Origin of the sequence: Klebsiella sp. CN_Kp104, from assembly GCF_040064515.1 — a bacterium.
GTDB lineage: Bacteria > Pseudomonadota > Gammaproteobacteria > Enterobacterales > Enterobacteriaceae > Klebsiella > Klebsiella aerogenes.
This window is the reverse complement of record NZ_JBEAII010000044.1, coordinates 44,852-65,179: the sequence shown is the minus strand read 5'-3', so window position 1 is coordinate 65,179 and position 20,328 is coordinate 44,852. Positions and strand designations below refer to the sequence as shown.

Genomic DNA, 20,328 nt, shown 5'->3' with positions numbered 1-20,328 from the left:
TTTGCAGGCATCACCATTAATCCTCTTCCAGCAGGCGTGCGCCGGTCCCCTCTTCACCCAACTTATCTCCAGGGTTGCGTAACGGACAATCGCGGCGCGATAAACAGCCGCAACCGATGCAGCCGTCGAGCTGGTCGCGCAACGCGGTCAGAGTGTGAATACGCCGGTCCAGCTCCTCCCGCCATTGCGACGACAGCTGTTTCCACTCTTTGGCGCTCAGATTATGCCCTTCCGGCAGGACGCCGAATGCCTCGCCGATGGTCGCCAGCGGAATACCAATACGTTGCGCAATCTTGATGATAGCGACCGCACGCAGCACATCGCGGCGATATCGCCGCTGATTGCCCGCGTTGCGCTGGCTGCGGATAAGCCCTTTGCTTTCATAAAAGTGCAGCGCCGAGACGGCGACGCCGGTTCGTTTCGCCACTTCCCCAGGGGAGAGCAGCATTTTGATACGGGTTGGTTTCTTTTCCATAAAAGCGCTTTACCTCAAGTTAACTTGAGGAATTATACTCGCCAGCAGACAAAACGACGAATCGAGAATTGAGAGAGGCCGCTTTATGTCCCATCAGGATATTATCCAAACGCTTATTGAATGGATTGATGAACATATCGATCAACCACTTAACATTGATGTAGTCGCTAAAAAATCGGGATACTCGAAATGGTATCTGCAGCGGATGTTCCGTACCGTCACCCACCAAACGCTGGGTGATTACATTCGCCAGCGCCGGCTACTGCTCGCCGCTGAGGCGCTAAGGACCACGCAACGCCCTATTTTTGATATTGCGATGGATTTGGGATACGTCTCGCAACAGACGTTCTCACGGGTGTTCCGCCGGGAGTTCGATCGCACTCCCAGCGACTACCGTCATCAGATTTCCGCCTGACGACCGTCGTGCGGCGGACGCAGTAAGATCGGGGATTTCGCCAGCCACTGGATAAACTCCTGTGGCGGCATTGCCCTGGCAAAATGCCAACCCTGACAAAACTGCACGCCGCGCTTAAGCAACCAATCCACCTGATCCAGCGTTTCTACCCCTTCAGCGATGGTTTTTAAACGCAGGCTACGCGCCATGTCGATGATATGCTCGGCAATCAGGTGGCTGGTGCTATTAGTCGTCAGCGTATCGATAAAAGATTTATCAATCTTCAGAATATCGACGTTGAGCGAATAGAGATTGTGCAGGTTGGAATAACCGGTACCGAAATCATCAATAGCTATCTCATAACCCGCTTCGCGGAAAGCCTGGATCACCGGCGTGGTTTTCGGCACATCGATAAACCCCCTTTCGGTGACTTCAATTTTGATTTGCTTCACGCAAACTGCATAGCTGCGCGCTTTCTCAGTGATCTGCGCAATCAACCTCGCGGAGTGGAAATCCGAGGCCGAAAGATTAATCGCGATATAGAGCTGCGGGTGTCGGGACAAATATTCGCCAAGATCGTTGAACAACTCGTCAACTACGTAATCTGTGACCTGAGCAATCATGCCTGAGTTTTCCGCCAATGGAATAAACTCCGCCGGACTCATAACCGGACCATCAAATCCCGGCCAGCGTAGCAGCGCCTCGGCGCCGACGCAGCGATTATTCTTAATGTCGATAATGGGTTGATAATGCAGACATAGCTGGCGGTGGCTTAACGCCCGCAAGAGCTTATTACGCGGTGAATGATACTGCTGACGGCTGCGCGACCATACCATCAGAATCAATATGCTGCAGATGATCCCTAACGGCAGGGTCAAGGTGACCTGATCGTACAGGCTGGCATAATAGCTGGCGCGCGAGGTGGACATGATGACCGCAATCGGCCGAATCGAGGAATGAGCGACGGTATAAACCCGGCCATCCTGATTAAAAAAAGCGTCTTCGTGGCGGATAAGGCGGTGTAGTTCCCTGGCATCAACGTTTTTACTCACCGAGAAAAACATGTTCGTTTTGGTATCGAAGACGCCGTAGGCTAAGTCTCTATCACTGGAAATGACCGAGCTATAAGAGAGAGGATTAACCACCACGGCATAATGGCCGCGCTGCATATAATTCATGTCATAGCCCGGATAAAACGGCGTATCGCGGTAGTAGTAAATAGAGACGTCGGGTTGGCGGGTGTAATTCGCCGCGGCTATTCTCCACCCCTCTTCAGGATGAACTGCAGTAGAACAGATGAATTTGTTACCGTTCGCGTAAATCAAGTCATCGACATACAGCAACCCACGGACAATATTCAACATGTAATGCTGATGCTGCGGGGAACATAATACCCCTTCAAATTGCATGGCTTTTTCGCGCGCCTGCTCGGATTCATGAATGACCATTTCCGTTTTTTGCAACGCTAGCTGCGAAAACGACTGCAATCTATCTGAGATTTCTTCCCGGGCTCTAATTTGCGCGAACCACAACGCCAACACCACCGGCAGCACAACCACCAGTATGGTGAAGAATATTTTGAACGCCTTATGCGGCGCGCTACGACTCATTTCCGCTTTTTATCCATGCGATACGCCTCAATCACGGTATAAGGGCAAAAACCAGGCATTACCGACTGTTATAAAAAACAGCGAATTTCAGCAACGAACACGTTTATGTAAAAACCTCACACCTAATAATGATGAATCATACTTACTTATAGATGGATCGAGAAACATTCTCGTAATAATTAAGACACTAGCCACTTACTAATTCGGTTTCTCCGTACAATTACTCGTAATAAGTAACAAAACCCGTAGAACAATTATCGGCAGTCTACGCCCAGCCCTTAGCAGCGTCGAAAAACAGACGCCAGACAAGCTGGCGTACATCCCCTCGGCATTAACCACAGTTATTTTATGGTTTTTAAATGTCAAAAAAGGTCATTTTTTGTCTGGCGAATAAATCAGCAAATGTGATATAGTTCACACAAGTTGATGAAACAAAACTATCGTTTCATCACTCCCTGAAGTGCCCCCAGATAGCCAGAGCGTCTCATTAATTGATAATCGCGCCAGGTTGTCTAAGGCCCCCGACTTTCATTGAGAGATAGGATAAGTTAATGGCTTCCATTACTACCAGTGTCGTTCTTTTGCGCTGGCCTCTGGTGAGCGCAGTATTGATGTTCCTGGCCAGCTCGCTGAATATTCAATTACGTAAAAGCGACTATGCCGGTTTAGCGATTATTTGTAGCTGTCTGGGCCTCGCTGCCGCCTGTTGGTTTGCTACCGGCTTGTTAGGCATCACCATGGTGGATGTCGCCAAAATCTGGGGCAACATTAAAGACGTCATGGTTGAAGTCATGAGTCAGACGCCACCAGAATGGCCAATGATGATGACCTGATAAAAAAGCTTCCTACGGGAAGCTTTTTTATTTTCAGCAACAGTGAGGGCCTTCCCCGTGCCCCCGGCTAATATTGTTCGCATAACTGCGGCCGTAGACGCTCGTTTGGGCAGCGCTTAACTGCACAATATGATTGATAAAGACAAGATTCTGGTTCCGCGGCTTCAAAATTGTACGGGCAGATTGGCCGCTCTCTTAACGTTTCCCACTGTTTATCGTCATAACGCGTAATGTTATAAATTTTTAATGAATGATATTGATCATTAATTAAAACTTTAGAGGAAAAAAGTTTCATTGTTTCACCGGGAAGCAATAAAAGATCGGCTTCATACCAGATAATAAACTTCAGAAACCGCAGCCCCGATATTGACGAGAACGCAACGCCGGTATGCGGGCAGATAAGGGTGTTAAGAATAGTCCATTTCATCTTCCATCCTTGTAAGTAAAATCTGTGACGGGGAATTTAGTGATAGCACTCCTGGTCGTTATCTGCAAGGTAGCTTATTAATAGTGTGATATAGAACGAGGCTGGTACACATCGGTCATACCACTCATGAAGTAAGCTAATCCGGGCTTTATACGAATTTTGTATTAATACTAAAAAAACATAACCATGCAGAGGCTATAAATAACCTTACAATAGATTTTAAATAACAGACAAAAATATCATTTTGATAGTCCATCAGGTTAAATAAGTGATTAGCGATCACAAATAAAAATATTCTACAGGGAGGGCCGTACCTCCTTCTTTTGTATTATAGCGGAAACGGTAATACCTCTTCCGCCGTACCGACGCAATGGAGGTAAGCAGAAAAAGACGCGGGAGAGCGTATGAATTGTCTAAAATATAACCATCTCCCTGCAGAGTGTCGCATCATGAACATCTTCGGTTTTCAGCGTCGCCTGGCGACGCTTTCCGCCTGCCTTCTCGCCTTACTGTTTGCCGTCTCAGCCCCGGTATCTTCGACGGAAAAACCGCCGCCGTTGCAAAATGATAAAGCTGAACTGGCTATCAATATGGATCACATCATGCAGCCGCAAAAAGGCGATCTTCCCGACATGATCAACCGACGGGCGATCCGAGTGCTAACGACTTACAGCAAGACATTCTTTTTTATCGACAAAGGTACCCAACGCGGCGCTACCCACGATCTTTTCATCGCTTTAGAAAAAGATCTCAATAATCAACTCGCAAAAGAGAAGAAGCTGAAGCAGAAACACCTCAAAGTGCGGATCGTTTTCATCCCGGTCACTCGGGATAACCTGTTCAAAGCGCTAAATGAAGGCAAGGGGGATATCGCCGCCGCCAATCTCACGATTACCTCGTCGCGTCAGGAGCAGGTCGCCTTTACCACCCCGCTCTATAGCGATGTCAAAGAACTGTTGGTATCGGGGCCATCATCGCCCGACGTGAAAAACCTGGAGCAGCTTTCCGGTAAAACCGTGTTTGTCCGCCGCTCCTCCAGCTATTACGAAAGTTTGCAGACGCTTAACGCCCGCTTCGCTAAAGCGTCGCTGCCGCCGGTTATTCTGCAGGAAGCGCCAGAGGCGCTCGAAGATGAGGATCTTCTCGAAATGCTCAATGCCGGCCTGATTCCCCTGATCGTAGTGGATCGCCATAAGGCGCTTTTCTGGAAACAGGTGTTTCCAAAAATTCAGGTGCATGAAAACATTGTGCTGCGGGATGGCGGCAGCATCGCCTGGGCTGTGCGCAAAGATAACCCACAGCTTCTCGCGGAACTGAATAACTTCGTGAAGCACAATCGTCAGGGAAGTACGTTGGGCAACACCATTCTGCTGCGCTACCTGAGAAGCGCGACCTACGTTAAAAACGCCGCAGCCAACAGAGAGCGCGCTAAGTTTTTGCAGATGGTGGAAATTTTTAGAAAATATGGCGAACGCTATGATGTCGACTGGCTGCTGATGGCCGCCCAGGGATATCAGGAATCGCGGCTCAATCAATCGGTACGCAGCCACGTCGGCGCAATCGGCGTAATGCAGGTCATGCCCGCGACCGGCAAGGAATTGCAGGTTGGCGATATCAAAAAAATCGACCCCAACATTCATGCCGGCGTTAAGTATATGCGCTGGATGATCGATCATTACTATGGCGACCAACCGATGACGCCGCTTGATAAAGCGCTGTTTTCGTTTGCTTCTTACAATGCCGGCCCGGCACGCATCGCGCGTCTACGCGCGGAAACCCAAAAACGCGGCTTTGACCCAAATATCTGGTTTGGCAACGTCGAGAATCTCGCAGCAGAGAAGATCGGCGCTGAGACGGTGACCTACGTCAGCAATATCTATAAATACTACATTGCGTATCGGCTGATTATGGATGATATCGCCCGTAAACAAAAAGCTACCGCCGCGCCGCTACCCGAGCCTGGAACGGGTAAGCCGCAGCCAGACACAGTTCCGCCAACCGCTCCTGAAGCTTCGGCCCCGGCAACCTGAGAGCCTGAAACGAAAAAGCCCCGAACACTCGGGGCTTTTTGTTGGCTAACTGCATAGGCAGTAGGTAATAAGGAAAACCTTAGAACGGAATATCGTCGTCGAAGTCCATCGGCGGTTCGTTAGATGGCGCTGCCGGGGCCTGCTGCTGCGGACGAGACTGCGCGCCGCCGCTGAACTGGTTGCCGCCCTGCGGCTGCTGAGGCTGACCCCAACCGCCCTGCTGCTGGCCGCCTGCCGGTGCGCCGCCGCCCTGACGGCCGCCCAGCATCTGCATGGTGCCGCCGACGTTTACCACGATTTCAGTGGTGTACTTGTCCTGACCGGACTGATCGGTCCATTTACGGGTGCGCAGCTGGCCTTCGATATAAACCTGAGAGCCTTTACGCAGGTATTCGCCAGCGACTTCCGCCAGTTTGCCGAACAGCACAACGCGGTGCCATTCAGTCTGCTCTTTCATTTCGCCGGTTTGCTTATCGCGCCAGGATTCGGAAGTTGCCAGCGTGAAGTTGGCGACAGCGCCGCCACTTGGCATGTAGCGTACTTCCGGGTCCTGCCCCAGATTACCGACGAGAATCACCTTGTTTACGCCTCTGCTGGCCATGATCGAATCTCCTGAATGATACGTTTTGTATAAGTGTAAACCGGGAATTCTAACACCACAAAGGGGCAATTTGATAGCTGCGAAGCCAATTCCAGAAAACATCCCGCCGCTATGCAATTTTTCACCCTCTTACTGCAGCGCCATTCCAATACTGTATATCCAGACAGGTTAAGTTGTGTCATAATTAGCCGTTTCTGCCGTTTGTCCTTCAAACAAACCAGGCAATCCGTGTATCTACCTACCGGGAAAGGTGAATGGATAAGATCGAAGTTCGGGGCGCCCGCACCCATAATCTCAAAAACATCAACCTCGTCATCCCGCGCGACAAACTCATTGTCGTCACCGGGCTTTCTGGGTCAGGCAAATCCTCACTCGCTTTCGACACCCTGTATGCCGAAGGCCAGCGTCGCTACGTCGAATCGCTCTCCGCCTATGCGCGACAGTTCCTGTCGCTGATGGAGAAACCGGACGTCGATCATATCGAAGGGCTGTCGCCGGCGATTTCTATCGAACAGAAATCGACCTCCCACAACCCGCGTTCGACGGTAGGCACCATTACTGAAATCCACGACTATCTGCGACTGCTGTACGCCCGCGTCGGCGAACCGCGTTGCCCGGACCACGACGTCCCGCTGGCCGCGCAAACCGTCAGCCAGATGGTCGATAACGTGCTCTCACAGCCGGAAGGTCAGCGCCTGATGCTGCTGGCGCCCATTATTAAAGAGCGTAAGGGCGAGCACACCAAAACGCTGGAAAACCTTGCCAGCCAGGGCTACATTCGCGCGCGGATCGATGGCGAAGTCTGCGATCTTTCGGATCCGCCGAAGTTAGAGCTGCAAAAGAAACACACGATCGAAGTGGTTATCGATCGCTTCAAAGTACGTGACGATCTGGCGCAGCGTCTGGCGGAGTCTTTCGAAACCGCGCTGGAGCTCTCAGGCGGCACCGCCATTGTTTCCAACATGGATGACAGTAAAGCGGAAGAACTGCTGTTCTCGGCGAACTTCGCTTGCCCGATTTGCGGCTATAGCATGCGCGAACTGGAGCCGCGTCTGTTCTCCTTCAACAACCCGGCAGGTGCCTGCCCGACCTGCGACGGCCTTGGCGTTCAACAGTATTTCGATCCCGATCGGGTGATTCAGAATCCGGAGCTATCGCTGGCTGGCGGCGCCATCCGCGGCTGGGATCGCCGCAACTTCTACTATTTCCAGATGCTGAAGTCGCTGGCGGATCACTATAAGTTTGATGTCGAAGCGCCCTGGGGCACCCTCAGCGCTAATGTTCAGAAAGTCGTGCTGTACGGTTCAGGTAAAGAGAATATTGAATTCAAATACATGAACGACCGCGGCGACACGTCAGTACGCCGCCATCCGTTTGAAGGCGTGCTGCACAACATGGAGCGCCGTTACAAAGAGACGGAATCCAGCGCGGTGCGCGAAGAGCTGGCGAAATTCATCAGCAACCGTCCGTGCGCCAGCTGCGAAGGCACGCGTCTGCGCCGCGAAGCGCGCCACGTGTTTGTGGAGAACACACCGCTGCCGACCATTTCCGATATGAGCATCGGCCACGCGATGGACTTCTTCAACAACCTGAAGCTGTCCGGGCAGCGGGCGCAAATCGCTGAGAAAGTGCTGAAAGAGATTGGCGATCGTCTGAAATTCCTCGTCAACGTCGGTCTGAACTACCTGACGCTCTCTCGTTCGGCGGAAACGCTCTCCGGCGGTGAAGCGCAGCGTATTCGTCTGGCGAGCCAGATTGGCGCGGGGCTGGTTGGCGTGATGTACGTGCTGGATGAGCCCTCCATCGGCCTGCACCAGCGTGATAACGAACGCCTGCTCGGTACGCTTATCCACCTGCGTAATCTGGGCAACACGGTCATTGTCGTTGAACATGACGAAGACGCCATTCGCGCCGCCGACCACGTCATCGACATCGGTCCCGGCGCTGGGGTTCACGGCGGCCAGGTGGTGGCTGAAGGGCCGCTGGACGCCATTATGGCGGTACCAGAATCGCTCACCGGGCAGTACATGAGCGGTAAACGCAAAATCGAAGTGCCGAAACAGCGCGTCGCCGCCGATCCGGAAAAAGTGCTGAAACTGACCGGCGCACGGGGCAATAACCTCAAGGATGTGACGCTGACGTTGCCTGTCGGCCTGTTTACCTGCATTACCGGCGTTTCCGGTTCCGGTAAATCAACGCTGATTAACGATACCCTGTTCCCCATCGCCCAGCGCCAGCTGAACGGCGCGACGATTGCCGAGCCTGCGCCGTATCGCGATGTTCAGGGGCTGGAGCACTTCGATAAAGTCATCGATATCGACCAGAGCCCGATTGGCCGTACGCCACGTTCAAACCCGGCGACTTACACCGGCGTGTTCACGCCGGTGCGCGAACTGTTTGCCGGTGTTCCGGAATCACGTTCACGCGGCTATACGCCTGGCCGCTTCAGTTTTAACGTCCGCGGCGGCCGCTGCGAAGCCTGCCAGGGCGACGGAGTGATCAAGGTTGAGATGCACTTCCTGCCGGATATCTATGTGCCGTGCGACCAGTGCAAAGGCAAACGCTATAACCGCGAAACGCTGGAAATTAAGTACAAAGGCAAAACTATCCACGAAGTGCTGGATATGACCATCGAAGAAGCGCGCGAATTCTTTGATGCCGTGCCGGCGCTGGCGCGTAAGCTACAAACCCTGATGGATGTTGGTCTGACCTATATTCGTCTCGGCCAGTCGGCAACCACGCTCTCCGGCGGTGAAGCCCAGCGCGTGAAGCTGGCGCGCGAACTCTCCAAGCGCGGTACCGGCCAGACGCTGTATATCCTTGATGAACCGACCACCGGTCTGCATTTCGCCGATATTCAGCAGCTGCTGGACGTGCTGCATCAGCTACGCGATCAGGGCAATACCATCGTGGTCATTGAGCACAACCTCGACGTGATTAAAACCGCCGACTGGATTGTCGACCTCGGCCCGGAAGGCGGTAGCGGCGGTGGGGAAATTCTCGTTTCCGGCACGCCGGAAACCGTTGCCGAATGTGAAGCCTCACACACGGCGCGCTTCCTGAAGCCCTTGCTGAAGTAACCTCTCAGGCCTCTTCCTTCACGGAAGAGGCCTCATTTCATCTCATTTCATCTCATTTTTTCACGCTGAGACTTCGTGATTTGCCCGAAGCGCTCACTCTGGCGTCTGATAGTCGCTATCGCCCACCGAATGCCGGGAAAACTATGCGAGTACCACGCCTCATTCCGTTATTTATCATCGCCGCCGCGCTATGTACGTTAAGCGCCTGCTCATGGGTTGGCCGCTACAGCGATACGGCCTATCAGCAATTGCTCACACTCAAGCAGTTGCATTTGCAGTTCATCGCCACCGCAGCGACGGAGGACGATCAACAATTGAACAAGGAAGATGAACAGATTCGCCAGCAGTTCACGCAGGCGCTCGCCCAAGGCGACGCGCTGCGCCAGGAAAATTTCAGGATACTTGAAGGTAACTATTTACGCGTTTACGCCCATCGCCAGATGCTGGGCGCGCCCTTTACCCCTGCCGAAGCGCAATATTTAACGCGGCAGACCATTTATCTCTATCAACAGGCTATCGCTGGCGAATGTCAGCGTACAGGGAGGGAATAATGCCGACAACCATGGAGATTCGCGCGCTGTTGTCCGCTTGCGCGATTGATAGCGCCGAATGGATGCCATTACTGAATAGAGTACTTGGCGATGAGCAGCGCGAAGTACGCGATAGCGCCATCTTTTTGCTACAGGCATTGCAGCAAAAAGCTCAGGGCTGGCTGACCGAAGACGATCTACGGCTACTGCTGGAAGGTCAGCGCGATATTGCCCGCATTCGCGCCAACAACCAGAGCATCGCGCGCCAGGCGCAGCTGCAGGCGACGTTGTTACGGCTGCTCGATATCACGCTGCTGGCGCTGGCTGGCAGGCTATAAGCTAGGCCAACTGCCGCCGCTTATCCTCCGACAGCAGGTCGACCGCCTGTTGATAGGAAGCATCCACCAGGTAGTAAATCTGCGAGTCTGGCAGAGAGCCATCGAGGAAAACCGTGCTCCAGTGAGCTTTATTCAGATGCCTGCTGGGGCGAACATCGCGATGTTGTTCGCGCAGCAGCTCGGCAAGCTCCGGGCTGGTCTTTAACGCAACGGCCGGCCGCTTATCCTCCACCTCTTTCACCATGGCGAATAACACATCCGCGACCTTGATTTGCGTCGCTTTCCAGTCGCTATGAACACTTTGCTCCGCGCCCGGCTTCGCCATGCAGTACTGCAGTAGATCCGATATGGTCATTTTTTATTCTCCCATGAGCGTTGCGACAATATGCCGCGAACCGCCGTGAATACGATGCTCCCCCAGCCAGATCCCCTGCCAGGTCCCTAACATGACGTTGCCGTTCTGCACCGGCAACATCAGGGAAACGCCCAGCAGCGATGATTTAATGTGCGAGGGCATATCATCAGGACCTTCATAATCGTGTTCATACGGCGCGTTGTCTGGTACGGCATTGAGGAAATGCTGTTCCATATCAAAACGGACCGTAGGATCGCAGTTCTCATTCAACGTCAGGGAAGCGGAAGTATGCTGGAGTAACAGATGCAGCAGGCCAACCTTGATATGCGAGAGCTCGCGGATTTGACCAATAATTTCGTTGGTCACCAGATGGAAACCACGAGATTTCGGGCCTAATGTCAGGGTTTGCTGATGCCACATAAACGACTCCTGTAATGTGTGAATCCTTCTAAGTTTGCAGCAAGAAACGAAAAGGTAAAACCTCAAACGCTGAAATTCGTACAAAAAAAAGACAGCCTGCGGCTGCCTTCTCGTATTCAGATGCGTTGCGTTTCACACGCCTTAATATTCTGAATTCACAATCACCTCTTCCCCCTGCGACCCCGCCATCGGCAAAGGTTTATAGGAGGAGTTTGCCGCACGCAGCACGCGAATTCCTCGCGCATCGGCATCGCGGGCCGCCGAGATATCGTTGTCAGAGTCGCCGTAGAAGACTTTGATATTCTTCTCGCGTAACCACTGAGTTTTCGTGTTCTGGCCGGGCTTATCGCCGGCAAAAATCACCGGGTTCATGTTAGCACCGGGGATCAGGAAATCATCCTGCAGGGTTTTGGAGACGGTCTCAGTTTTGGTCTGGCTGCGGCCGGTGACGAAGTAGATGCTGTCGCCGCGCTTAATATGCATCGCGATCAGCTGGCGGCCCACTTCTTTCGGCATACTGAACTCGTCCCAGCCGTTATTCATCTTTTCCCAGAACTCCGGGTTCTTCAGATAGGCTTCGCTGCCGGGAGAATAGGTTTTTTGCCCGCGCCAGAAACCGGGGCTGGAAAATAACACGGTATCATCGATATCGAAACCCACCGCCATCGGCGCGCGGCCCAGCAGGCTATTTTCGATTTGCGCCACCGATACCCAATGGATCGGCGCCTGTTCGGCGAGTTTCGCAACATTCGTCCCTTCCCAAATGGGCTGTGGAGTGGACGCGCGAGCGACAACGGAGCTATTCAGAGCGAACAACAGACAAGTGGCGCTAATGGCCAAAGTTAACTTACGCATATTTATCCCTATGCCCCTCATGCGCCAGGCCGCTTAGCGGCAACCTGAGTTATTTTGGGTCTAAATAATCGATTCGTTATTATTTTTAATAATGAGTGAGCGCATTAATGCCCCAAGACCTTAACGCCTGCCCACATAGATAGAAAGGATTTTCTGCTCAAATGTCATATAAAAAGAGCATGATCACACTTCAGAGGTAATACTACCCTCGCCTTAACGCTGGCGAGGGCAAATTAGTAAGTAAGCACTTACATTACAGCAGCAAACGCCTGGGCGACACGCTGGACGTTACGCGAGTTAAGTCCCGCCACGCACATCCGGCCGCTGGCAATCAGGTAAACGCCAAACTCTTCGCGTAGACGATCCACCTGTGCCGCGCTCAATCCGGTGTAGCTAAACATGCCGCGCTGCTTCAGCAGGTAGTCAAAGTTTTTGCCGGGAACGGCCTCTTTCAGCGCATCCACCAGCGTCTGACGCATCGCCAGGATGCGGGTACGCATCGCTTCCACTTCCGCCAGCCATGAAGCTTTCAGCGCCGGGTCGTTCAATACTGCCGCCACCACCTGCGCGCCAAAATTAGGCGGGCTGGAGTAGTTACGACGCACCGTCGCTTTCAACTGACCCAGCACGCGGCCAGCGGTTTCAGCATCATCGCAGACGATTGACAGGCCGCCGACGCGTTCGCCGTACAACGAGAAGATTTTGGAGAATGAGTTGCTGACCAGCATCGGTAGGCCGGCGCTGGCAATCGCGCGGATAGCGTAGGCATCGTCTTCCATACCGGCGCCAAAGCCCTGATAGGCAATATCGAGGAAAGGAATTAAATTACGTGCTTTCAACACCTTAACAACTTCATCCCACTGTGCGTTACTCAGATCGGCGCCCGTTGGGTTGTGGCAACATGGATGCAGCAGCACGATATCGCGCTCAGGGAGCGTCTGTAGTTTGGCGAGGAAGGCTTCAAAACGTACGCCGTTGGTCTCATCATCGAACCATGGGTAAGTACTTACTTCGAACCCAGCCCCTTCAAATATGGCGATGTGGTTTTCCCAGGTCGGGTCGCTAACCCATACGCGAGACTGTGGGAAGTAGCGTTTAAGGAAATCGGCGCCAACCTTCAGCGCGCCGGAGCCACCCAGGGTTTGAATTGATGCTACGCGGTTTTGTTTCAGCACCGGATGGTCGGCACCAAATAACAGCGGCGCAATGGCGTGGCGGTAGCTATTGAGACCTTCCATCGGCAGATACAGCGAGGCGCCGTGCGGCTGGGCATTGAGTCGTGCTTCGGCATCCGCCACGGCCTGTAGTTGCGGAATAATGCCGTCTTCGTTGTAGTAAAGACCGATGCTGAGGTTCACTTTGTCACTACGCGGATCTTCTTTGAAACGCTCCATCAAGGAGAGAATGGGGTCGCCGGCGTAGGCGTCAACTTTTTGAAACACGAGATGTATCTCCAGGTTTACGAAAGCAGGTATTTACACAATAAACCGGAAGTTGGGGAAGGTCGAGGGGATGTTGGTAAGTTATCGACAAAGATCGCTGCAAACCTGGGCGACGCCGCGCGCCGCCCCTGCTCATTACCCCGATAAGCGTAGCGTAATCGGGGAAATATGCCACTGACCGTAGTTAGTCGAGGTAACGGATAGCCAGCCTGGAGGTCAGGCGAGTGATAAGTTCGTAAGCACTCACTTTCGTTATTTCCGCGATGCGCTCAACGGGGAGCCCTTCCCCCCATAACACAACCGGATCGCCGGCTTGATCCTGCGCCTGAGGGCCGAGGTCGACGCAAATCATATCCATCGCCACGCGGCCGACTATCGGCACTTCGCGGCCGTTGACCAGCACCGGCGTGCCGGAGGGCGCGGCGCGTGGATAGCCATCGCCATAGCCCATCGCCACGACGCCGAGGCGGGTATCGCGCTCGCTAATCCAGGTGCCGCCGTAGCCCACCGGCTCCCCGGCTTTATGCTCGCGCACCGCAATCAGGCTGGAGGTCAGCGACATGACCGGCAGGCAGCCGAAATCCTCACCGGTAGAGTGGTTCTCCAGCGGCGAAACGCCATAGAGAATGATGCCCGGCCGCGCCCAGTCGAAATGCGACTGCGGCCACAGCAGGATCCCGCCCGAGGCGGCAATAGAACGCAGCCCCGGCTTACCTTCGGTAAAGGTGGTGAAAATATCCAGCTGACGCTCGGTCACGCCGCATTCAGGCTCATCGGCGCGAGCGAAATGGCTGACGATATTCACCGGCTGGCGGACATTTTTGCACCGGCTTAGCCGCTGATAAAACGCTTCGGCCTGTTCCGGCAGTACGCCAAGGCGATGCATACCGGTATCCAGCTTCATCCAGACGGTAACCGGTTCGGCCAGTTCCGCTTGTTCGAGCGCCGCCAGCTGTTCCGGGCTATGTACCACGGTATGCAGGTGCTGCGCGGAAATCAGCGCCAGATCCGCCGCTTCAAAGAAACCTTCCAGCAGCAATATCGGTTGGGTAATGCCCCCTTCACGCAGGCGCAGCGCCTCCTCCAGGCGGGCGACGCCGAAGGCATCGGCGTCGGTCAGCGTTCGCGCGGTCTCAAGAAGGCCGTGTCCGTAGGCGTTCGCTTTCACCACCGCAACCAGTTTGCTGGCAGGAGCCAGTTCACGCAGGCGTTGCAGGTTGTGTCGCAGAGCGCGGCGGTTGATAACTACAGTTGCCGCTTGCATTTGAATTCCTTAAAAAAAGACTGACAGAGGTTTACTCATCGTCATACTGAGGGCCGGCATAATTATCGAAACGCGACCACTGGCCGTTAAAGGTCAGTCGTACTGTACCGATCGGGCCGTTACGTTGTTTACCAATGATAATTTCAGCAATACCTTTTAAATCGCTGTTCTCGTGATAAACCTCATCACGGTAGATGAACATGATTAAGTCGGCATCCTGTTCAATAGAGCCGGATTCACGCAGGTCGGAGTTGACCGGGCGTTTATCGGCGCGCTGTTCCAGAGAGCGGTTCAGCTGCGACAGCGCCACCACCGGCACCTGCAACTCTTTTGCCAGCGCCTTCAGCGAGCGGGAGATTTCGGCGATCTCCAGAGTACGGTTGTCGGAGAGCGACGGTACGCGCATCAGCTGCAGGTAGTCGATCATAATAAGGCCGATACCGCCGTGCTCGCGGGCGATACGTCGGGCGCGCGAACGCACTTCCGTCGGCGTCAGGCCGGAGGAATCATCAATATAAATGTTCCGTTTTTCCAGCAAGATACCCATAGTGCCGGAGATACGCGCCCAGTCTTCATCGTCCAGTTGGCCGGTACGGATACGAGTCTGATCGACGCGCGATAGCGAGGCCAGAGAACGCATCATGATCTGCTCGGAGGGCATCTCCAGACTGAAGATCAATACCGGTTTATCCTGCAGCATCGCCGCATTTTCCACGAGGTTCATCGCAAATGTCGTCTTACCCATCGAAGGACGCGCGGCGACGATAATCAGATCCGAAGGCTGTAGCCCGGCGGTCTTTTTGTTGAGGTCGTCATAGCCGGTATTCACCCCGGTGACGCCATCGTGCGGCTGTTGGAACAGCTGCTCAATACGGGCGACGGTGGCATCGAGCACATCGGCGATGTTCTTCGGCCCTTCATCTTTGTTGGCGCGGCTTTCGGCAATTTTAAATACCCGCGATTCCGCCAGATCCAGCAGATCCTCGCTGGTGCGCCCTTGGGGGTCGAAACCGGCTTCGGCGATTTCGTTGGCCACCGAAATCATTTCACGCACCACTGCGCGTTCGCGCACGATGTCGGCATATGCGCTGATGTTCGCCGCGCTTGGCGTATTTTTGGAGAGCTCGGCCAGATAGGCGAAGCCGCCAACGCTATCCAGTTGCCCCTGACGCTCAAGCGATTCGGCGAGGGTGATCAGGTCAATCGGGCTACCTGACTCTTGCAGGCGCGCCATCTCGGTAAAGATATGACGATGCGGACGGGTATAGAAATCTTCCGACACCACCCTTTCGGCGACGTCGTCCCAGCGCTCGTTATCCAGCATTAAACCGCCCAACACCGACTGTTCCGCTTCAATCGAGTGCGGCGGGACTTTCAACCCGGCGAGCTGCGGATCGCGTTCGCGAGGTTCTGTCTGTGGTTTGTTGAAGGGTTTATTTCCTGCCATAGTGAATGGAGTTACCTGTAAATGAGAGACACAAAATTATAAAGGAGTTCACATGGCAACACGAATTGAATTTCCCGCGCATGGAGGCCCCGAGGTGCTGCATGCAGTCGAGTTTACCCCCAACGATCCTGCCGAGCACGAAATCCAGGTAGAAAATAAAGCTATCGGTATCAACTACATCGACACCTACATCCGCAGCGGCCTGTATCCGCCGCCCTCACTGCCGAGCGGTTTGGGCACCGAAGCCGCCGGTATCGTCAGTAAAATCGGCAGCGGCGTTAAACATATCAAGGTTGGCGATCGGGTGGTGTACGCCCAGGCCGCGCTTGGCGCTTATAGCTCGGTGCATAACGTGCATGCCGACAAAGCGGCGATTTTACCCAATGCGATTTCCTTTGAGCAGGCCGCCGCCTCGTTTCTTAAAGGATTGACCGTCTGGTATCTGCTGCGCAAAACCTACGAGATTAAAGCCAACGAGACCTTCCTGTTCCATGCGGCTGCGGGCGGCGTGGGGCTTATTGCCTGCCAGTGGGCGAAAGCGCTGGGGGCGAAACTTATCGGCACCGTCGGCAGCGAGCAAAAAGCGCAGCGCGCCCGGCAGGCCGGCGCCTGGGAAACCATTAACTACCGCGAAGAGAATATTGCCGAGCGCGTCAAGGCGCTGACCGGCGGCAAAAAAGTCGCCGTGGTTTACGATTCCGTAGGTAAAGATACCTGGGAGGCCTCGCTCGATTGTCTTCAGCGGCGTGGGCTGATGGTCAGCTTCGGCAATTCATCTGGCCCGGTAACCGGCGTAAATTTGGGTATCCTCAATCAGAAAGGCTCACTCTATGTGACCCGCCCTTCTCTGCAAGGCTACATCACCAACCGGGAAGAGCTAACGGAAGCCAGCAATGAACTGTTTTCGCTGATCGCCAGCGGCGTGATCAAGGTCGATGTCACGGATAATCAGAAATACGCCCTGCGTGACGCCCGGCGCGCGCATGAGATTCTGGAAAGCCGGGTGACCGAGGGGTCGAGCCTGCTGCTGCCGTAACGGGGTGAGATCGCCAGAAAAGTTTAGGGCCTCCTGACGGAGGCCCTGACTTTTTTTGTTCGGCTGTATGTAGGGTACAGCGCGATGAATTCGTTATCGCGCTAATAGTGACAGATTTAATACGCAATGCCTACGCTGTTTTATGCAAAATTACTCAGGTTGTGACATACCGCTCAATACCCAAAATGTTGGCTTAATAGCGCCAGCGATCTTCACGACGATAGCGGGTGGTCGTCGGCGATTTCATCGCCCGAATGACCCATACGACAGCCACCGCCAGCAGCAGCCAGGGTAGCAGTTTAAACATTAATGCAAACAGGCCGCCGAAGAACATCAACGCCGTGGCGACAACCAGCGCGGCAATAATGCCAAGCAGCGAGATGCCAGTGACCAGCAACATGACAAAAAAGCCAATAACAAATAAGAGTTCCAGCATGGTCTTCTCCCGAAAAAAATAACCAGATAGCTGATTAGCTATTTCAAGAGTCATCTTCAAGAATCATGCCAGGCATAAGTCATTGAATTAAAACAAAACGCCCTGCAGCAATAGCGCAGGGCGTGGCGAAAAAGACCAGGTTTTAGCGAAAAAATTAACGCTTATCGGCAACCAGCTTCAGCGCGTGCTCCAGCACGTTGATATCGGCGCCCGCTTTGTGGGCGTTTTCGCTGAGATAGCGGCGCCACTGACGCGCGCCGGGGATCCCCTGGAACAACCCCAACATATGGCGGGTGATATGACCAAGATAGGTACCGTTGCTGAGCTCACGCTCGATATAGGGGTACATTGCGCGCACCACCGCCACCGGATCGGCATCCGCGCCGTCGACGCCGAAAATCTCACGATCCACCGAAGCCAGAATGCCAGGATTTTGATAGGCTTCACGCCCCACCATCACGCCATCCATGTGCTCAAGCTGCTGTTTAGCCTCTGCCAGGGATTTAATTCCGCCGTTAATCGCCATCGTCAGATGCGGGAAATCACGTTTTAGTTGCCAGACGCGCGGATAATCCAGCGGCGGGATTTCACGGTTCTCTTTCGGGCTCAGGCCGGAAAGCCAGGCTTTACGGGCGTGAATGATGAACATTTCACACTCCCCTTTGCCGGAGACGGTCTCAATGAAATCACACAGGAATTCATAGCTATCCCGATCGTCAATGCCAATACGGGTTTTTACCGTTACCGGGATCGACACCACGTCGCGCATCGCTTTGATGCAGTCCGCCACCAGCGCGGCATTGCCCATCAGACAAGCGCCAAACATCCCGTTCTGCACGCGGTCAGAGGGACAGCCGACGTTGAGGTTAATCTCGTCATAGCCGCGCGCTTCGGCAAGCTTTGCGCATTGCGCCAATGCCGCAGGATCGCTACCGCCCAACTGCAGCGCTACCGGATGTTCTTCTTCGCTATAGGCCAGATAGTCGCCTTTACCGTGAATAATCGCGCCGGTGGTGACCATTTCGGTATACAGCAGAGTATGGCGCGACAGCAGACGCAGGAAATAGCGGCAATGTCTGTCGGTCCAATCAAGCATGGGCGCGATAGAAAAACGGTGGGCGGCAAAAGCGGTAGACGTGGATTCTGGCATCATGGCGAATAAATAAGCATCCGGGTAAAAAGGGGCGCTACTATAGCACAAACACAAACCACGGCGCATAGCGTCGAACGCCACGCGCCATGGTCAAAATGTTACCTATATTTTACGCGGTTTGCCGTCGTGCGGGCCAAAGAACTGCGGAGGGTGATCCACCCAACGGTCCTGGCGAGTCGCGGCATAGCCCGGGTTCAACGGATAGTAGATACGGTTGTGCTTTTTATTCGCCTCGCCAACGACCAGCAGTCGCACCTCCTGCTCGGTATTATTCAGAAAGGTATGACATACGCCAGTTCCCGCCGGAAAGCCGACGCTATCGCCCGGTTCCAGCTTCCATAGATAGCCATTGATCCAGACTTCCGGAAAGCCTTCCAGCACGTAGATGAATTCTTCTTCATCGCTTTCCGCGTGCGGATAAGAGGTTCTGCGTCCCGGCGGTAAACGTTCATGATGGATGCCCAGCCGATTTAGCCGTAGGCCGCGGGCAAGGGGCGCGCCAATAGAAAAAAGCTCGTGACTATCGGGGTAGGTGGAATCATCCGCACCTTCCAGTTCGCGCCAATGTCGAATGCAATCAGGTCGTTTCATCGTTTTCTCCCGAAAATGAGATACATCAGGTATAGCAAAGCTTGCAGGTTCTCGGCGTTTTACCTGGTTCGTGATAAAGTAACAGTTTCAACATCACGCAACCAGAGGATGCTCATGGATAACACCACTTCGCAAGAAATGTTAGCGCAGGCTGAAAAGCTTTGCGTGCAACGTGGCGTACGCCTGACCCCGCAGCGTCTGGAAGTGTTGCGTCTGATGAGCCTGCAGCAAGGGGCGATTAGCGCCTACGATCTGCTGGATCTGCTGCGTGAAAAAGAGCCGCAGGCGAAGCCGCCGACGGTCTATCGCGCGCTGGAGTTTCTGCTGGAGCAAGGTTTTGTGCACAAAGTGGAATCGACCAACAGCTATGTGCTGTGCCACCTTTTCGATCAGCCAACCCACAGTTCGGCGATGTTTATCTGCGATCGCTGCGGCGTGGTCAAAGAAGAGTGTGCGGAAGGCGTAGAGGATATTATGCATACGCTGGCGGCCAGAATGGGCTTCGCTCTACGGCATAATGTGATTGAAGCGCATGGCCTGTGCGCGGCCTGCGTGGAAGTCGAAGCCTGCAGTACTCGCGAACACTGCCATCACGATCATACCATCCAGATTAAAAAGAAAGCCCGCTGAGTCGGGCGACATCAGCGGGAAGCTACGGCATATCACTATGCCGTTAGACAGGCATAAACAGGGGGGTCAAAACCGCGTTCGCTACCAGCGCGTATCGTTCTTACGCTCCCAGTCAGACACCTCTTTTTCGGCCTGATCTTTGGCATAGCCGTAGCGTTCCTGAATTTTACCGACCAACTGGTCGCGCTTCCCTTCAATGACCGTCATATCGTCATCGGTCAGCTTACCCCACTGTTCCTTGGCTTTACCTTTCAACTGTTTCCAGTTACCGCTGATTTCGTCTTTATTCATCATTACGTCCTCATCATTCGGTGGGTTAACAGCCCGTTTTGTTCCGGACATGGTAATAACTATAGATGACAATGCTGGCACCGATTCGTT

General features: G+C 53.8%; 22 protein-coding genes. 8 read left to right on the top strand and 14 right to left on the bottom strand.

Annotated features, from left to right (window positions below):
• Positions 1-16: 16 nt before the first annotated feature.
• Entirely contained in the window at positions 17-475 is a 459-nt protein-coding gene (soxR, locus tag ABLU80_RS22820) for a redox-sensitive transcriptional activator SoxR (protein ID WP_015368733.1), read from the bottom strand.
• Between the two features lie 85 nt (positions 476-560).
• Between soxR and soxS the strand changes: the two genes are divergently transcribed.
• Positions 561-890 carry a superoxide response transcriptional regulator SoxS gene (soxS, locus tag ABLU80_RS22815; protein WP_015368734.1) on the top strand — a complete coding sequence of 110 codons (330 nt, stop codon included), beginning with the start codon at positions 561-563 and terminating at the stop codon, positions 888-890.
• Here the strand turns inward: soxS and ABLU80_RS22810 are convergent.
• Positions 875-2,479 carry an EAL domain-containing protein gene (locus ABLU80_RS22810; RefSeq protein WP_042894962.1) on the bottom strand — a complete coding sequence of 535 codons (1,605 nt, stop codon included), beginning with the start codon at positions 2,477-2,479 and terminating at the stop codon, positions 875-877. The genes soxS and ABLU80_RS22810 overlap by 16 nt on opposite strands.
• Positions 2,480-3,030: 551 nt before the next feature.
• Here ABLU80_RS22810 and ABLU80_RS22805 point away from each other — a divergent pair.
• Entirely contained in the window at positions 3,031-3,312 is a 282-nt protein-coding gene (locus ABLU80_RS22805) for a YjcB family protein (RefSeq protein WP_015704055.1), read from the top strand.
• 67 nt (positions 3,313-3,379) lie between these two features.
• On the opposite strand, the gene iraM is transcribed toward ABLU80_RS22805, so the two are convergent.
• Positions 3,380-3,739, bottom strand: coding sequence for an anti-adapter protein IraM (iraM, locus tag ABLU80_RS22800; RefSeq protein ID WP_015704054.1), 360 nt, complete (start codon positions 3,737-3,739; stop codon positions 3,380-3,382).
• 449 nt (positions 3,740-4,188) lie between these two features.
• Between iraM and ABLU80_RS22795 the strand changes: the two genes are divergently transcribed.
• The gene (locus ABLU80_RS22795; RefSeq protein ID WP_063446045.1) at positions 4,189-5,769 is read left to right on the top strand and encodes a lytic transglycosylase F; all 1,581 of its coding nucleotides are present in this window, start codon (positions 4,189-4,191) and stop codon (positions 5,767-5,769) included.
• Positions 5,770-5,848: 79 nt separating this feature from the next.
• Here ABLU80_RS22795 and ssb1 read toward each other — a convergent pair whose 3' ends face one another.
• On the bottom strand, positions 5,849-6,370 hold the full coding sequence (gene ssb1 / locus ABLU80_RS22790; RefSeq protein ID WP_045362433.1) for a single-stranded DNA-binding protein SSB1: 522 nt from the start codon (positions 6,368-6,370) through the stop codon (positions 5,849-5,851).
• Positions 6,371-6,624: 254 nt separating this feature from the next.
• Here ssb1 and uvrA point away from each other — a divergent pair, with 254 nt between their 5' ends.
• From uvrA to ABLU80_RS22775, 3 genes are all read left to right on the top strand, one after another.
• The gene (uvrA, locus tag ABLU80_RS22785; RefSeq protein WP_015368747.1) at positions 6,625-9,450 is read left to right on the top strand and encodes an excinuclease ABC subunit UvrA; all 2,826 of its coding nucleotides are present in this window, start codon (positions 6,625-6,627) and stop codon (positions 9,448-9,450) included.
• Between the two features lie 143 nt (positions 9,451-9,593).
• The gene (locus ABLU80_RS22780; protein WP_020079871.1) at positions 9,594-10,001 is read left to right on the top strand and encodes a hypothetical protein; all 408 of its coding nucleotides are present in this window, start codon (positions 9,594-9,596) and stop codon (positions 9,999-10,001) included.
• On the top strand, positions 10,001-10,318 hold the full coding sequence (locus ABLU80_RS22775; protein WP_015368749.1) for a hypothetical protein: 318 nt from the start codon (positions 10,001-10,003) through the stop codon (positions 10,316-10,318). The genes ABLU80_RS22780 and ABLU80_RS22775 overlap by 1 nt, the downstream gene beginning before the upstream one ends.
• Position 10,319: 1 nt before the next feature.
• Here the strand turns inward: ABLU80_RS22775 and ABLU80_RS22770 are convergent, their stop codons facing one another.
• The 6 genes from ABLU80_RS22770 to dnaB all read right to left on the bottom strand — a co-directional run bounded on the left by ABLU80_RS22770 (position 10,320) and on the right by dnaB (position 16,101).
• Positions 10,320-10,673, bottom strand: coding sequence for an MmcQ/YjbR family DNA-binding protein (locus ABLU80_RS22770; RefSeq protein ID WP_020079872.1), 354 nt, complete (start codon positions 10,671-10,673; stop codon positions 10,320-10,322).
• A 3-nt stretch (positions 10,674-10,676) separates the two neighbouring features.
• The gene (locus ABLU80_RS22765; protein WP_015368751.1) at positions 10,677-11,093 is read right to left on the bottom strand and encodes a secondary thiamine-phosphate synthase enzyme YjbQ; all 417 of its coding nucleotides are present in this window, start codon (positions 11,091-11,093) and stop codon (positions 10,677-10,679) included.
• Between the two features lie 141 nt (positions 11,094-11,234).
• Positions 11,235-11,948, bottom strand: coding sequence for an acid phosphatase AphA (aphA, locus tag ABLU80_RS22760; protein ID WP_015368752.1), 714 nt, complete (start codon positions 11,946-11,948; stop codon positions 11,235-11,237).
• Positions 11,949-12,196: 248 nt separating this feature from the next.
• Positions 12,197-13,390, bottom strand: a complete 1,194-nt coding sequence (tyrB, locus tag ABLU80_RS22755) for an aromatic amino acid transaminase (RefSeq protein ID WP_015368753.1) — start codon at positions 13,388-13,390, stop codon at positions 12,197-12,199.
• 184 nt (positions 13,391-13,574) lie between these two features.
• Positions 13,575-14,654 (bottom strand): alanine racemase, encoded by a 1,080-nt coding sequence (gene alr, locus ABLU80_RS22750; RefSeq protein ID WP_015368754.1) that lies wholly within the window; start codon positions 14,652-14,654, stop codon positions 13,575-13,577.
• A 31-nt stretch (positions 14,655-14,685) separates the two neighbouring features.
• The gene (dnaB, locus tag ABLU80_RS22745; RefSeq protein WP_015368755.1) at positions 14,686-16,101 is read right to left on the bottom strand and encodes a replicative DNA helicase; all 1,416 of its coding nucleotides are present in this window, start codon (positions 16,099-16,101) and stop codon (positions 14,686-14,688) included.
• A gap of 52 nt (positions 16,102-16,153) precedes the next feature.
• Here dnaB and ABLU80_RS22740 point away from each other — a divergent pair, with 52 nt between their 5' ends.
• On the top strand, positions 16,154-17,137 hold the full coding sequence (locus tag ABLU80_RS22740) for a quinone oxidoreductase (RefSeq protein WP_047052938.1): 984 nt from the start codon (positions 16,154-16,156) through the stop codon (positions 17,135-17,137).
• Between the two features lie 193 nt (positions 17,138-17,330).
• Here the strand turns inward: ABLU80_RS22740 and pspG are convergent, their stop codons facing one another.
• From pspG to ABLU80_RS22725, 3 genes are all read right to left on the bottom strand, one after another.
• Entirely contained in the window at positions 17,331-17,573 is a 243-nt protein-coding gene (gene pspG, locus ABLU80_RS22735; RefSeq protein WP_015368757.1) for an envelope stress response protein PspG, read from the bottom strand.
• A gap of 154 nt (positions 17,574-17,727) precedes the next feature.
• Entirely contained in the window at positions 17,728-18,726 is a 999-nt protein-coding gene (gene dusA, locus ABLU80_RS22730; protein ID WP_015704043.1) for a tRNA dihydrouridine(20/20a) synthase DusA, read from the bottom strand.
• Between the two features lie 102 nt (positions 18,727-18,828).
• Entirely contained in the window at positions 18,829-19,317 is a 489-nt protein-coding gene (locus tag ABLU80_RS22725; protein ID WP_015368759.1) for a cupin domain-containing protein, read from the bottom strand.
• Positions 19,318-19,431: 114 nt separating this feature from the next.
• Between ABLU80_RS22725 and zur the strand changes: the two genes are divergently transcribed.
• Positions 19,432-19,947: a zinc uptake transcriptional repressor Zur gene (zur, locus tag ABLU80_RS22720; protein WP_015368760.1), complete on the top strand. Its 516-nt coding sequence runs from the start codon at positions 19,432-19,434 to the stop codon at positions 19,945-19,947.
• 81 nt (positions 19,948-20,028) lie between these two features.
• On the opposite strand, the gene ABLU80_RS22715 is transcribed toward zur, so the two are convergent.
• A complete protein-coding gene (locus ABLU80_RS22715) occupies positions 20,029-20,238 on the bottom strand; it encodes a CsbD family protein (RefSeq protein WP_015704042.1) in 210 nt (69 codons plus the stop codon).
• Positions 20,239-20,328 lie beyond the last annotated feature (90 nt).